Annotated in this window: 13 protein-coding genes and 1 pseudogene; 5 read left to right on the top strand and 9 right to left on the bottom strand. The window is 63.1% G+C overall.

Annotation, left to right across the window (positions count from 1 at the left end; translation table 11 throughout):
- Positions 1-140: pseudogene (locus AB9K34_RS16695) on the bottom strand (S-(hydroxymethyl)glutathione dehydrogenase); the annotation flags it as partial.
- A gap of 304 nt (positions 141-444) precedes the next feature.
- On the opposite strand from AB9K34_RS16695, the gene AB9K34_RS16690 reads away from it, so the two are divergent.
- Entirely contained in the window at positions 445-1,536 is a 1,092-nt protein-coding gene (locus tag AB9K34_RS16690; protein WP_369955565.1) for a DUF1963 domain-containing protein, read from the top strand.
- A gap of 104 nt (positions 1,537-1,640) precedes the next feature.
- Here the strand turns inward: AB9K34_RS16690 and AB9K34_RS16685 are convergent, their stop codons facing one another.
- From AB9K34_RS16685 to paaI, 5 genes are all read right to left on the bottom strand, one after another.
- The gene (locus AB9K34_RS16685) at positions 1,641-2,105 is read right to left on the bottom strand and encodes a cytochrome c (RefSeq protein WP_369955564.1); all 465 of its coding nucleotides are present in this window, start codon (positions 2,103-2,105) and stop codon (positions 1,641-1,643) included.
- Between the two features lie 88 nt (positions 2,106-2,193).
- Entirely contained in the window at positions 2,194-2,763 is a 570-nt protein-coding gene (locus tag AB9K34_RS16680) for a TetR/AcrR family transcriptional regulator (protein WP_369955563.1), read from the bottom strand.
- The gene (paaK, locus tag AB9K34_RS16675) at positions 2,763-4,073 is read right to left on the bottom strand and encodes a phenylacetate--CoA ligase PaaK (protein WP_369955562.1); all 1,311 of its coding nucleotides are present in this window, start codon (positions 4,071-4,073) and stop codon (positions 2,763-2,765) included. The genes AB9K34_RS16680 and paaK overlap by 1 nt, the downstream gene beginning before the upstream one ends.
- A complete protein-coding gene (pcaF, locus tag AB9K34_RS16670; RefSeq protein ID WP_369955561.1) occupies positions 4,073-5,266 on the bottom strand; it encodes a 3-oxoadipyl-CoA thiolase in 1,194 nt (397 codons plus the stop codon). Before pcaF ends, paaK begins: the two co-directional genes overlap by 1 nt.
- Complete coding sequence (paaI, locus tag AB9K34_RS16665) at positions 5,263-5,694, bottom strand: hydroxyphenylacetyl-CoA thioesterase PaaI (protein WP_369955560.1); 432 nt, start codon at positions 5,692-5,694, stop codon at positions 5,263-5,265. Before paaI ends, pcaF begins: the two co-directional genes overlap by 4 nt.
- 113 nt (positions 5,695-5,807) lie before the next feature.
- Between paaI and paaZ the strand changes: the two genes are divergently transcribed.
- The 3 genes from paaZ to AB9K34_RS16650 are packed head-to-tail and all read left to right on the top strand — an operon-like array spanning position 5,808 to position 9,018.
- On the top strand, positions 5,808-7,835 hold the full coding sequence (gene paaZ, locus AB9K34_RS16660) for a phenylacetic acid degradation bifunctional protein PaaZ (RefSeq protein ID WP_369955559.1): 2,028 nt from the start codon (positions 5,808-5,810) through the stop codon (positions 7,833-7,835).
- A 9-nt stretch (positions 7,836-7,844) separates the two neighbouring features.
- The gene (locus AB9K34_RS16655; protein ID WP_369955558.1) at positions 7,845-8,642 is read left to right on the top strand and encodes a PaaX family transcriptional regulator C-terminal domain-containing protein; all 798 of its coding nucleotides are present in this window, start codon (positions 7,845-7,847) and stop codon (positions 8,640-8,642) included.
- Positions 8,643-8,673: 31 nt separating this feature from the next.
- Complete coding sequence (locus AB9K34_RS16650; protein WP_369955557.1) at positions 8,674-9,018, top strand: DUF2794 domain-containing protein; 345 nt, start codon at positions 8,674-8,676, stop codon at positions 9,016-9,018.
- Between the two features lie 57 nt (positions 9,019-9,075).
- Here AB9K34_RS16650 and AB9K34_RS16645 read toward each other — a convergent pair whose 3' ends face one another.
- From AB9K34_RS16645 to AB9K34_RS16635, 3 genes are read right to left on the bottom strand one after another with little or no spacing between them, the layout of a single operon-like run.
- A complete protein-coding gene (locus AB9K34_RS16645; RefSeq protein ID WP_369955556.1) occupies positions 9,076-9,900 on the bottom strand; it encodes a C40 family peptidase in 825 nt (274 codons plus the stop codon).
- On the bottom strand, positions 9,897-11,297 hold the full coding sequence (locus tag AB9K34_RS16640; RefSeq protein WP_369955555.1) for a M17 family metallopeptidase: 1,401 nt from the start codon (positions 11,295-11,297) through the stop codon (positions 9,897-9,899). Before AB9K34_RS16640 ends, AB9K34_RS16645 begins: the two co-directional genes overlap by 4 nt.
- Before the next feature lie 47 nt (positions 11,298-11,344).
- Complete coding sequence (locus tag AB9K34_RS16635; protein ID WP_369955554.1) at positions 11,345-11,725, bottom strand: hypothetical protein; 381 nt, start codon at positions 11,723-11,725, stop codon at positions 11,345-11,347.
- A 170-nt stretch (positions 11,726-11,895) separates the two neighbouring features.
- Here AB9K34_RS16635 and AB9K34_RS16630 point away from each other — a divergent pair, with 170 nt between their 5' ends.
- The gene (locus AB9K34_RS16630) at positions 11,896-12,546 is read left to right on the top strand and encodes a carbonic anhydrase (protein ID WP_369955553.1); all 651 of its coding nucleotides are present in this window, start codon (positions 11,896-11,898) and stop codon (positions 12,544-12,546) included.
- Positions 12,547-12,667 lie beyond the last annotated feature (121 nt).

Raw genomic sequence — 12,667 nt, 5'->3', positions numbered from 1 at the left:
CGCGTGAACTCGTCGGTGTGGCACAGACCCGTCGCCTTCACCTCGATCAGAACCTCGCCGGCACGCGGCCCATCGAGATTCACATCCATAACCTCAAGCGGCTTCCCCGCCTCAATCGCCACCGCAGCTCGCGTTCGCATCGCCAAGTCTCCTGACCGTCGTTTTTCCGCGAGCGTGATGCAACTCGTTGGACAGTGCAAGGCCGATCCTGTGCCCGTGTCCCGTGAATTCCGCATGCAAACCCAATTTTCGCCTTATTGATCGGGCCTCCTGACCTCCTTTCAAACCGGGTTATGCGTCATGATTTTAACGAGATTTGGATTTGGACATTCCGCTATCGCCTGTGCTGCGGCCGTGGCCACTTTGATGTTCGCGGGTATATGGGGGTTGGGTGAGCCGTCACGTTTGCCCCTGACAATTGCGGTCGCAACAATCGGGGCCGGCTTGTATCTGTCTGTCGCGATCCGGGGCACGCATGTGCCGTTGGCGCACGATGCCGATCTGAAAGACGCGGTCGATCCTGATGTTCTGCCCAGAGTGCATATGGCTCTGGTCCCGCAATTGCCGGGGACAACCGGCGCAACCTTCAGCAGTTGGCTGGGCGGCAGTCCGGCGCTTCCCGAAGGCGAGGCCTGGCCGATGATTGCCGGGCAACCCGCCCAGTTTCTCGCGCAGATCGACTGTACCGCATTACCGGACACGCTTTGGCAGGGTATCGGGCCGCGACGCGGTTGGCTGGTGTTCTTTCGCGCGACCGGTCACGAACACGGGGCGTTGCCGGTGCGCGTGCTGCATGTCGAGGGACGGGTGACGACATGCCCGCCTCCGATGGGCCAGCACGTGCGGCCCCGTTGGCCATTGCTGATTCAGGCTGCCGCAGAACAGGGTCTCGCTGATACGGGGGCAGGGCCGCAATGGGGTATGCTGCACGATGTCGATCTGGCCCTGCCGGGATACCAACCCTTCGATTGGACCAGCGCGGAAATGCTGCTGGAATGTCTGATGGTGCGCACCGGCGGCGCGGCGTGGCGTGCTGAAGACACGAATTGTCATCGGGTTGCTGATGGTCTGGCCAGGCTGCGTGCCGATTTCGATCGGCTCAGAACCGAAGAGACAGTGTTTGAGGAGGTTGCGCCGGCCCTGTTGAGTGCGGCGCTTGCCCTCGTCTCGGCATCAGGCGACTGCAAGTGTGGTTGTGGCGGTATGCAGACGCAGTTGCGGCAGGCCGCGCGCGCCTATTTCGCGCCATTCGAACGCCATTGCCGCCAGATTTATGCGGGTGATCCGCGCGCGTTGCCGCCCGAGCAACGCGCCCTGTTTGAACCGTTCTGGGCGCATAACGCCCGGCACGAGACGGGGAGTATCGGGGCGGACGACGTGTCAACGAAGATCGGGGCGGAGGTGTTGCTCGAATTGCCGTCAAGCGAATTGCTCGGCTGGATGTTCGGAGAAGCCAGGGCGCTGCGCATCTTCCTGACTGCCGAAGACCTCGCCGAGGGCAGGCTGGACCGGGCCTGGGGCAGCGTTGCCGCATGACCGAAAGAGCGGCGGGACCCGGTTTCACCTTTGCACCTGTGACGCCGGGCTGTGTATTCAACAGCGTGTTGCGTCTCCCGATCTTCGAGGCCGGCTTTCGTGTGTCACATATCCTTGCGGTAGGCGCGGTGGCAGGCAAGACAGGCGTGGATCACGCGCGGCAGGGTTTTGCGCAGGCGTGGCAAGGTTGAGACGTCCAGCTTTCGCGCCGCCGATCGCGCCGATTTTGCCTGTTGCCTGAACCCGGGCCAGTCTGACCAGATTTCCGGGCGGGCATTGGAGAGGGGGTCTGAATGCGCCTTGCGGAAAAGCGCAGGTATGCGACCGGTCGTGTAGATCAACCTGCGCCGGGCGTCGCGCGCGCGGGCGCGATCGAAAACCGCCCGCCCGCCCATCATGTCGCTCAGCACCGTCAGTGCCGTGTTGTTGGCGTTCATCGCCATCATGCGCTTTTGCACGCCGGTGTCGGTGACCCGGCTGATCTGCCCGGACTGCGCCAGCACGCCGCCGGTCAGGAGCAGCAAAACCAGAATGAACCCCGCGCCTCGCACATGATCCGGTCGTATCATCTGCACACCGCTCCCTTGCGCCGTATCAACGGTGTTCAGTCTAGGACGCAATGTATGAAGATTTGCCTGCCGCAGGTGTCGTGGAATTTCAGAGAGCGACAAGTCCGCCGCGCACGAAGTCGGTGGCAAGATCGGCATATTCCGCACGGCTCAGCCCCTTGCCCGGCCGGTTCCACATATAAAACCAGTTGAGGATTCCGAAAACCGACATCGTCGCGGCGCGCAAGCGGTCGCCAGTAAGCGCCGGGTTCTCGGCCTTCAGGGCGTCCGACATGATTCCGACCAGACCACGTTGCAGATCGAGAAGCGGCTTCTGCATGTCGGGCGGCAGGGTGGCCAGCGCATCCAGCTGCAGCTTGTGTTCGGCATCCGCGTCCGCATAGGCGGCGAGAATTGCGTGGATCAACCCCGCCAGGGCATCTTCGCGCGCGGCCTCCACGCTTTCGGACAACTCCGACAGATGCGACTGCAGGATATCGAAGAGAAGGTCTTCCTTGCTGTCATAATAGTGATAGATCAACGCCTTGGAGACGCCGCATTCGCGGGCGGCGCCGGTCATCGATGCGCGGTCATAGCCATGTCGGGCAAAGTAACGTGCCGCACCCTTGCGCAGGGCGGCACGTTTTTCGTCGTGATCTCTGGCGACGCCCCGGGGCATCAGGTTTTGGGACGGTTGTCGATGATCCGCACCGCCTTGCCCTGGCTGCGGGCAACACCGCCCGGTTCCGCGACATCGACCTTGACGGTCACCCCGACATTGCGCTTGACCTTGCCGCGCAGGTCGGCGGCCGCATGGGCGCGGTCGTCGGCACTCGAAAAGCCCTCGATGGCCTCGACCTGAACCAGCATTTCGTCCATCCGATCGGGCCGGGACAACACGATCTGGAAATGGGGCGCGAGCCCTTTCACGGTCATCAGCTGTTCCTCGATCTGGGTCGGGAACACGTTGACGCCCCGCAGGATGATCATGTCGTCGCTGCGCCCGGTCACTTTTTCCATCCGCCGCATGGAGCGCGCGGTGCCGGGCAACAGCCGGGTCAGGTCACGGGTGCGGTAACGGATGATCGGAAACGCCTCTTTGGTCAGCGAGGTAAAGACCAGCTCGCCCTGTTCGCCATCCGCCACCGGCTCGCCGGTTTCCGGGTTGATGATCTCGGGATAGAAATGATCTTCCCAGATATGCAGGCCATCCTTGGTTTCGACGCACTCCATCGACACGCCGGGGCCCATGACCTCGGACAGGCCATAGATATCGACCGCATGCATGTCGAACGCAGCCTCGATTTCCTGCCGCATGGCGTTTGTCCAGGGCTCGGCACCAAAGATGCCCACCTGCAACGAGCATTCGCGCGGGTCCATGCCTGCGGTGTTGAACTCGTCGAGGATCGACAGGGCATAAGACGGTGTGACGGTGATGCCCTTGGGCTGGAAATCGCGGATCAGACGCACCTGGCGTTCGGTCATGCCACCCGAGACGGGCACAGTGGACAGGCCAAGTGCATCGGCCCCCAGATGCACGCCCAACCCGCCGGTGAACAGGCCGTAACCATAAGCGTTATGCAGCATGTCGCCACGGCGCAGTCCGGCGGCACGCAAGCTGCGCGCCACGACCGCGCCCCACACATCCAGATCGCCCTGCGTATAGCCGACGACGGTGGGTTGCCCGGTGGTGCCCGACGATGCATGCACACGGCGCAATTTCTCGCGCGGGACCGCAAACATGTTGAACGGATAGTTGTCGCGCAAATCCTGTTTCACGGTGAACGGAAACTTGGCCAGATCGGACAGTGTGGTCAGGTCATCGGGGTGCACGCCAGCGGCGTCGAAGCTGGACTTGTAGAACGGTACGTTGTCATAGGCGTGCTTCAGCGACCATTGCAGGCGTTTGACCTGAAGTGCGGTAATTTCATCCCGGCTCGCGGTTTCGATCGATTCAAGGTCACCGGGGCGGGGGGACAGATCCTTCATCAGGCTTTCTCCAGCAAGAGGGCAATACCCTGACCAACGCCGATGCACATGGTGCAGATCGCGCGGTTCATGTCATTGTCAGTCATTGTAATCGAGGCAGTGAGCGCCAACCGCGTCCCGGACATGCCGAGCGGATGGCCAAGGGCGATAGCGCCGCCATGCGGGTTCACGTGGTCGGCATCATCGGGCAGGCCAAGTCGACGGGTCACGGCCAACCCCTGTGCGGCAAAGGCCTCGTTCAATTCGATCAGGTCGATATCGCCGATGCCGAGACCGTGCCGTGTCAGCAGTTTTTCGGTCGCGGGCGCAGGGCCGATCCCCATGATCCGGGGCGGTACGCCGACCGTTGCCATGCCCGCGATGCGCGCGCGCGGCGTCAGGCCGTATTTTTGCACCGCCGCTTCGGACGCGACGATCACCGCCGCCGCGCCGTCGTTTACACCGGACGCGTTGCCCGCGGTGACGCTGCCGCCCTGCCGGAACGGGGTGGGCAGGCTGGCCAGTTTTTCCAGCGTGGTCTGGCGCGGGTGCTCGTCGGTATCGACGATTTTTGGGTCGCCCTTGCGCTGCGGGATACTGACCGGAGCGATCTCGCGCGCCAGCCGTCCGCTGGCAATCGCAGCGGCGGCGCGTTCCTGTGACCGCAGGGCAAAGGAGTCTTGCGCCGCGCGCTCGATATTGAAATCCGAGGCGACGTTCTCGGCGGTCTCGGGCATCGAGTCCGTGCCGAAATGCTTGTGCATCTCGCGATTCACAAAGCGCCAGCCGATGGTGGTGTCATAGATCTCGGCCTTGCGCGAGAACGCGGCATCGGCCTTGGGCATCACCAGCGGCGCGCGGCTCATGCTTTCAACGCCGCAGGCGATCACCACCTCGGCCTCGCCACAACGCACCATCCGCGCGGCAGAGCCCACGGCATCCAGCCCCGAGCCGCACAACCGGTTGATTGTGCCACCGGGCACCGTGTCGGGAAGCCCGGCCAGCAGCGCCGACATGCGCGCGATATTGCGATTGTCTTCGCCGGCCTGGTTGGCGCACCCGGCAAGCACTTCGTCGATCTCGATGCCGTCATGGGGTGCGGTAACCTCGCGCAGCACATGGGCGAGCATATCGTCGGGCCGGACGCCGGAAAGGGCGCCGCCGTAGCGACCGATGGGGGTGCGCAGCCCGTCGCACAGATAGGCGTGTGTCATGGTGTCTCCTCGAAATTCTGGCCTTTGATGGTGCGCGACAGGCCCCGGAACAGGGCAACCTTGCGGCCATCCGCGCCGGTCACGGTGATGTCGTAGACACCGGAGCGTCCGGTGCGGGCCGATTCGACCGCGCTGGCGGTCAGCCGTTCGCCCGGCTGTCCCGGTGTCAGGTAGGTGATCGAGTTTTCCTGCGCCACGGTCACCTGGTTGTAACTGTTGCAGGCAAAGGCAAAGGCGCTGTCCGCCAGCGTAAATATATAGCCGCCATGACAAATCCTGTGCCCGTTCAGGTGATGGTCCTGAACCGTGAAAGACATGGTTGCGGTGCCCGGGCCAACAGCGTCCAGAGTCATGCCCAGCCACTGCGACGCGGCGTCGCTGGCCCACATTGCAGCTGCACTGCGTTCGGCACGTTCCTGTGGTGTCATATCCGCCTCCTCCAAGGTAAACCTACCCTGCATAAAACCGACCGTGCGGTCAATAGTGTTGATTTCATCGCCAGGAATGTGCATTGTAGCAGCGCAACATGGGGAGAACCGAAATGCTGAAACCGGCAAGCTATGCGATTGGGAAATGGATCGGGCCAGGTGCCGAATCGCGGGCGGTTCATGGGCCGGTCACCGGCGAACAGATCGCAATGGCCGGGGGCGCGGCGCTCGATATCCAGGGCATGCTTGACTGGGGGCGGACCGTGGGAGGCCCGGCCTTGCGCGCGATGGGGTTTCATGACCGTGCCCGGTTGATAAAGGCGCTGGCGGTCTATCTCGGTGAACGCAAGGAAGAGCTCTATGCGATCAACCCGCTGACCGGCGCGACCCGTCGGGACGGCGCCATTGATATCGATGGCGGCATCGGCACGATGATGGTGATCGCGAGCAAGGGCCGGCGCGAGATGCCCGACGGGCAGGTCTATGTCGACGGGGCCACCGAGGGTCTGTCCCGCGGTGGCACATTTGTCGGTCAGCATATCGCGGTGCCGCTACAGGGTGTGGCGGTGTTGATCAACGCGTTCAACTTCCCGGTCTGGGGAATGCTGGAAAAGCTCGCCCCGGCCATCCTTGCCGGTATGCCGGTGATCGTGAAACCGGCAACTCAGACCTGTTACCTGACCGAGGCCTGTTTCCGCATGATCGTCGAATCGGGCATTCTGCCCGAGGGGGCGGTGCAGTTGGTTATCGGTGGTACCGGCGACATGCTTGACCGTCTCGGGGCGCAGGATGTGGTCAGCTTTACCGGTTCGGCAGACACGGCGCTGCACCTGCGGAGCAATCCGGCGCTGATGCGTAATTCGGTGCGGTTCCACGCGGAGCAGGACAGCCTGAACGCCACAATCCTCGGCCCCGATGTCACGTCCGGGTCGCCCGCGTTCGAGGCGTTCATCAAGGAGGCCGCCAACGAAATCACCACCAAGGCGGGGCAGAAATGCACCGCGATCCGGCGCATTATCGTGCCGCAATCCGCGATGGTCGATGTGGCAGAGGCGCTGACCGCCCGTCTGGCCGGGGTTTCGGTGGGCGACCCGGCGGCCGATGGCGTGCGCATGGGCGCGTTGGCGAGCGCGGCGCAAAAATCCGATGTGCTCGACAAGCTTTCGGCATTGGCGCAGGAAACCACGCGCCTGACAGGTGACCCGGAGCAGGTTGATCTGATCGGCGCAGGTGCCGGTGGCGCGTTCCTCGCACCGACGCTGCTGCGCTGCGATGACCCGGATGCGGCGCGTGCGGTACACGAACTCGAAGCGTTCGGACCGGTTTCGACCCTGATGCCCTATCGCGACACCGCGCATGCGGCGGCGCTGGCCAATCGCGGCGGCGGGTCGCTGGTGGCGTCTCTGGTCACCGACGATCCCCAGGTGGCCCGGCAGGTGACGCTGACCAGCGCGGCGTGGCACGGGCGGTTGTATATCAATGGCGCGAGCAGCGCGGGGGAAGCAACCGGCCACGGTGCCCCGCTGCCCCATATGGTGCATGGCGGACCGGGCCGTGCCGGAGGCGGCGAGGAGCTTGGCGGGGTGCGCGGCGTACTGCATTACATGCAGCGCACCGCCATTCAGGGCAGTCCGGATGTGATAGCCGCGATCACCGGTCAGTGGCAGCCCGGTGCAACCGAGCAGACGCCTGCGCAGCACCCGTTCCAACGCACCTTCAACGAAATCCGGATCGGTGACACGCTGCACACGAATCCGCGCGTGGTAACACTGGATGACATCGCGCATTTTGCGGATTTCACCGGCGATACCTTTTACGCGCATACGGATGAAGAGGCGGCCAGGGCGAACCCGTTCTTCCCGGGCCGTGTCGCGCATGGCTATTTGCTGCTGTCCTTCGCTGCCGGGTTGTTCGTTCAGCCCGATCCGGGTCCGGTGCTCGCCAATACAGGTCTGAACGGGCTGAGTTTCCAGAAACCGGTCAGCCCGGGCGACAGCATCCGGGTGCGGCTGACCTGCAAGCGCAAGACCCGGCGCACCGATACCTATGGCGAAGTCGCCTGGAACGTGACGCTGACCAACCAGGATGGCGATCAGGTTGCCGAGTATGAGCTTTTGACGATGGTATCCTATACGCGGTAAGGCTGGCGGATGGACCCGCTTGCCCCGCTTATCTCCGCCTTGCATGCGCAGGGACGGCTTCGCGTCTGGTCGCTGGTGATCACCGCCTTTGGCGATCTCGTGCAGCATCGCGGCGGTGAAATTTCCAGCACGCGCTTGCGGATGGTGCTCGGGAGGGTCGGGGTGGAACAGGGGGCGTTGCGCACCGCGTTGTCGCGGCTGAGCAGCGACGGCTGGGTCCACAGCGAACGGGCCGGGCGCAGCAGCCGGTATCGGCTCACGGCGCAGGGGCTCGACCGATTTGCATTCGCGACAGCACGAATCTACGCACCGCCGCGCATCGAACCGGTGTTGCGATGGGCTGCCGCCGTCACCCTGACCGGCGCAGGCGGCGAGAGCATACGGATAATCCCGGCCGATGAAGCATCGGAGTCGGCCGATTGCCTGTTGGTTGGCGATCTGACGCATCTGTCCGACACCTATCGGGCGGCGCAGCTTGGGGTGGCCCATCGGGCGGCTCTGGCCGCACTGGCCGCCGATCTTGGTGCATTGCGGACAGCGATCGACGATCCGCTTGATGCAACGGCGGCGCGGCTGTTGTTGATTCACCGGTGGCGCCGGATCGTATTGCGGTTTCCGGAATGCGTTCCCGACCTGATGCCGCATGACGCGCCGCTGACCAACCCGCGCGAGGCGGTGGCGCGCGCCTATGCGATGCTGACCCCGGCGGTGGAGGGATGGCTGACCAGCGACGCGGGCGGGCTGGCACCTCTGCCAAAAGCGTCACAGCCGGCGGCGAAACGCTTTGGCGGCGCGTTATGGGCTTGATTTGCGGCGCGATCACGGCAAGGCTGATCGCATGACAATCCAGCCACCCAGCCATTTTCCCAAAGGCCCAGTGTCGGATCAGGTGGCCTTCGACCGGCGCGAACTTGGCATCATCCTGTCCGTATATGGCCGTATGGTCGCTGCGGGCGAGTGGCGCGATTACGGGATTTCCTGTCTTTCCGATCTGGCGGTGTTCTCGGTATTCCGGCGCACCGCCGAGAATCCGCTTTACCGGATCGAGAAACGTCCAAAGCTGCGCAATCGGCAAGGTATGTATTCGGTGGTTGGTATGGATGGCCAGATCCTGAAGCGCGGATCTGACCTCAGGACCGTGTTGCGCCCACTCGAACGGAAACTGATCCGCGTGGTTGAGTGATCCGCGACAGGCTGTTCCCGGCGAGAAACTTGGCTGGCTATGGTATATTTTGGCCGATCATAACCGCTTGTGCGCGGTGATGGGGCCTTCGCCCTGCGCTTCAATCCGGCGGATCGCGGCCTCGACCGGTTCAAGAACCACAGACATATGCGTGCCGTTCGCGTGAATCAGCGTATCGGCATCGACCACCATCGCAACATGGCCCTTCCAGAACAGGAGGTCGCCGCGCCGATAATCGCCAGATTGCGTGACCGATTGGCCCAATGCGGATTGTTGCAGGTCGGAATCGCCGGGGCACGTTACCCCGCATGCAAGAAGTGCGGCCTGAACCAGGCCGGAACAGTCGAGTCCGGACCGGCTGTTGCCGCCCCACAGATAGGGAGTTCCCCGAAACAGTGCCGCCACTCTGACCGGATCGTTCATGGTTTTGCCAACAGGCCGCAGATGCACGCGCGGAATAAATCCATCGGCGGTTTCGGCGAGCGGAGCGTCATCGCCCAGCACGGTCACGCGGCTGCCAAAACTCAGCATGTGGTGCTCTGGCGATTTGATGTCGGCGTCGCGATAAAGATGGCTGGCCGGGGCGCTGACCCAGTGTGTCGCTGTCTCCTCCGGCCCCAATGCCGCGCTGTCCACATACCCGACATAGCCATCCTTGCGCGCCTGCACGAAACCCATACCGTCGCGCTCTTCGTACAGATCCACGGTTTCACCCCACAGAAGTTGACGATCGCGTGCACCATCGGGCGTGCGCAAAAGATCGACGACCGGTCGAATGATCCGGCGGGGGGTTGCCATGACGCGATGCAAGTCTGCCGGCGCATCGGTCAGATGTGCCGCTGCGACGCGATCATTTGCCGGCGTCAGGCGCGGATCGCTCACAGCTTCAGCATGTGGGGCAAGGCATCGAACACGGCCCGTGCTCCGGTTCCGACGCCACCGAGCGGCCGTGCCGGGGCGTTGGAGGGTTGCCACGCATAGATGTCGAAATGCACGTAGCGGGCGTCGGATACGAAACGGCGCAGGAAGAGCGCGGCCGTGATCGATCCCGCAAACCCGCCGGACGGCGCATTGTCGAGATCGGCATTGGCCGGTTCGATCCTTGTTTCGTAGGCCTCGTGAAACGGCATGCGCCAGACCGGATCATCCACGCGCGCGCCTGCGGCCGAGAGCGCCAGCGCGTCGCCGTCATCGTCGGTGTAGAAGGGCGCGATATCGGGCCCGACCGCGACCCGCGCGGCCCCCGTCAGCGTCGCCATCGACAGTATCAGGTCAGGCTTGTCCTCGGACGCGAGGGCGAGCGCATCCGCAAGTACAAGCCGTCCTTCGGCATCGGTATTGTTGTTTTCAACCGTCAGCCCCTTGCGCGAGGCGAGTATGTCGCCGGGCCGGAAAGACGACCCGGATACCGAGTTTTCGACCGCCGGAATCAGAACCCGCAACCGGATCGGGAGTTTCATCGCCATGATCATCCGGGCAATGCCCAAGACATGCGCCGCGCCGCCCATGTCCTTTTTCATCAGGCTCATGCTGCTGCCGGGTTTCAGGTTGAGACCGCCCGTGTCAAAGCAGACCCCTTTCCCGACAAGCGTCAGTTTGGGGCCGCTCGCCCCCCACCTCATGTCGATCAGGCGCGGAGGGGTGGCCGCCGCGCGGCCAACCGTGTGGATCAGCGGGAAGTTCCGTTCGAGCAGGTCATCGCCGACGATGGTGGTGATCTCTGCGCCATGTTCCTCAGCCAGCGCCGTGGCCGCCTCGGCGAGATGCCGAGGGCTCATGTCCGACGCGGGCGTATTGACCAGATCGCGGATCATGGTTTCCGCCTCGGCCAGTATCGCAACCTTATCGGCGTCCACACCTTGCGGCGGAACCAGGGCCACGACCTTGTCGGATTTGCTTTTGTACCGATCAAAGCGATAGCCCGAGAGTAGCCAGCCAAGGCATTCGGTTTCCGCCATATCCTCCGGCAGGCCGGAGGCGATGCGATAGGTTCCCTCGGGCAATTTCGTGGCTGCCGATGCCAATGGGAAATGGCCGCGCGCGCGCTTGGCCGCTGTTCCGTATCCGGCGAGCGCGATGACTGCACGATCGCCATCTGCCGGAACCAGCAATGTCTGGCCGAGCTTGCCTGAAAATCCGTTCAGGCGCACCCAGTCGTGCACTGACTCATCCTGTCCGGCGAGCCAGTCGTCCAGCGACGTGGTGTCAATGATATGCAGGTCGATCGCGTCTTGGGCGTCCTTGGCAAGGCAATGGGGCATCGGGCACTCTCGGGTCATGAAGCTGAGCGCCAGACTAGCCGCGCAGCGCCGCACTGCAAGCCCTGTCAGAGGGAAAGATCACGCAGGTTCCAGACGGCAGTCAACGAACGATCCCCAAGCCGGATCAACCGGAACAAGGTCGCGGCACAGGCCACGTCATCGCCATTGTCGATGGTCCTTGTCACGTCGCCGGCAGCCTGCGCGATCTCGCACATGCCGATCTGCTCGGAAATCGCGATCAGCGACCGCGCGTTCTTGCGCAGTTCGGTGACTTGGCGCTGTCGCCAGCATCTTTCGCAATGTGCCAATCGAACCGCCAGTTCCTCGATCGCGCGGCACACGACATCCTCTGCTCCCGCTTCGCCCAATTGCAGATACAGCGCATTCAGGCGGTCATGATCCAGCCGAACGGTCTCGGTTGGATTCAATGTCGTAATGCTGTCCACTTTCTTCACCCCAAATCGTTCTGATGCCCCCACGGCTTTCCCATCATCGGGCACACTGGTTTGCAAAAGGTTTCGCCTCGGGCATCGGAATTGCTCGAATTTGGCTAGATTTCCGGATAATGACACGGCAGAAGACAGCGCCAGACCGTTCAATCAAAAGGGAACGATAGATGAAGTTTGCCAAACCCCTGCCTGCCTATCTCGTGCAACGGTATCATGGCTGGAAAGCCACTGCATACGAGGAGAATCGTGGCTGGTATCGGCGATTGGCCAACGAAGGCCAGCGTCCGCGTGCGATGGTGATCTCATGTTGCGACAGCCGGGTTCACGTCACCTCGATCTTCGGTGCGGATCAGGGCGAGTTCTTTATTCACCGCAATATCGCAAATCTGGTGCCGCCTTACGAACCTGACGGCGATCATCACGGAACCAGCGCCACGGTCGAATACGCCGTCACCGTGCTCAAGGTGGCGCATCTGATCGTGCTGGGCCATTCGCAATGCGGTGGTGTTGCGGGCTGTATCGACATGTGCAAGGGCAACGCCCCCGAACTGGAGGCGAAGGAGAGCTTTGTGGGGCGCTGGATGGACATCCTGCGTCCCAAGTTCGATCTGGTCTCTGAAATCGGCGATGCCGGCGAACAGGCGCGCCAGTTCGAGAAACAGGCGGTCGTGGCGTCGCTCGAGAACCTGATGACCTTTCCATTCGTGGAGGAGGCGATCAGGGAGGGCGAACTGAGCCTGCATGGGCTCTGGACCGATATCGGAGAAGGCGGGCTGGAATGCTACGATCCGGGCACGCACAAGTTTTATCCGGTCTGAGCGACATCGCGGATCGTGGCCGCGGTTCGTCTATGTGAAAATCAGCAAAGCGCCGGATATGGTTGCACGACCAGGCCGAGCGTGGTCGGAAACTTGGGGCGGCACGCGCCGCCCCTTTGAC

Origin of the sequence: Sedimentitalea sp. XS_ASV28, from assembly GCF_041224545.1 — a bacterium.
GTDB lineage: Bacteria > Pseudomonadota > Alphaproteobacteria > Rhodobacterales > Rhodobacteraceae > Sedimentitalea.
The sequence above is the reverse complement of the archived record's forward strand: the minus strand, read 5'-3'. Positions and strand labels throughout refer to the sequence as shown.

What these genes read in the sequence shown, in the direction of transcription:
- paaI (WP_369955560.1), bottom strand. Translation starts at nt 5,694, where the DNA reads ATGACACCACAGGAACGTGCCGAACGCAGTGCAGCTGCAATGTGGGCC.
- AB9K34_RS16680 (WP_369955563.1), bottom strand. Translation starts at nt 2,763, where the DNA reads ATGCCCCGGGGCGTCGCCAGAGATCACGACGAAAAACGTGCCGCCCTG.
- AB9K34_RS16640 (WP_369955555.1), bottom strand. Translation starts at nt 11,297, where the DNA reads ATGACCCGAGAGTGCCCGATGCCCCATTGCCTTGCCAAGGACGCCCAA.
- pcaF (WP_369955561.1), bottom strand. Translation starts at nt 5,266, where the DNA reads ATGACACACGCCTATCTGTGCGACGGGCTGCGCACCCCCATCGGTCGC.
- paaK (WP_369955562.1), bottom strand. Translation starts at nt 4,073, where the DNA reads ATGAAGGATCTGTCCCCCCGCCCCGGTGACCTTGAATCGATCGAAACC.
- AB9K34_RS16655 (WP_369955558.1), top strand. Translation starts at nt 7,845, where the DNA reads ATGGACCCGCTTGCCCCGCTTATCTCCGCCTTGCATGCGCAGGGACGG.
- AB9K34_RS16685 (WP_369955564.1), bottom strand. Translation starts at nt 2,105, where the DNA reads ATGATACGACCGGATCATGTGCGAGGCGCGGGGTTCATTCTGGTTTTG.
- AB9K34_RS16650 (WP_369955557.1), top strand. Translation starts at nt 8,674, where the DNA reads ATGACAATCCAGCCACCCAGCCATTTTCCCAAAGGCCCAGTGTCGGAT.
- paaZ (WP_369955559.1), top strand. Translation starts at nt 5,808, where the DNA reads ATGCTGAAACCGGCAAGCTATGCGATTGGGAAATGGATCGGGCCAGGT.
- AB9K34_RS16630 (WP_369955553.1), top strand. Translation starts at nt 11,896, where the DNA reads ATGAAGTTTGCCAAACCCCTGCCTGCCTATCTCGTGCAACGGTATCAT.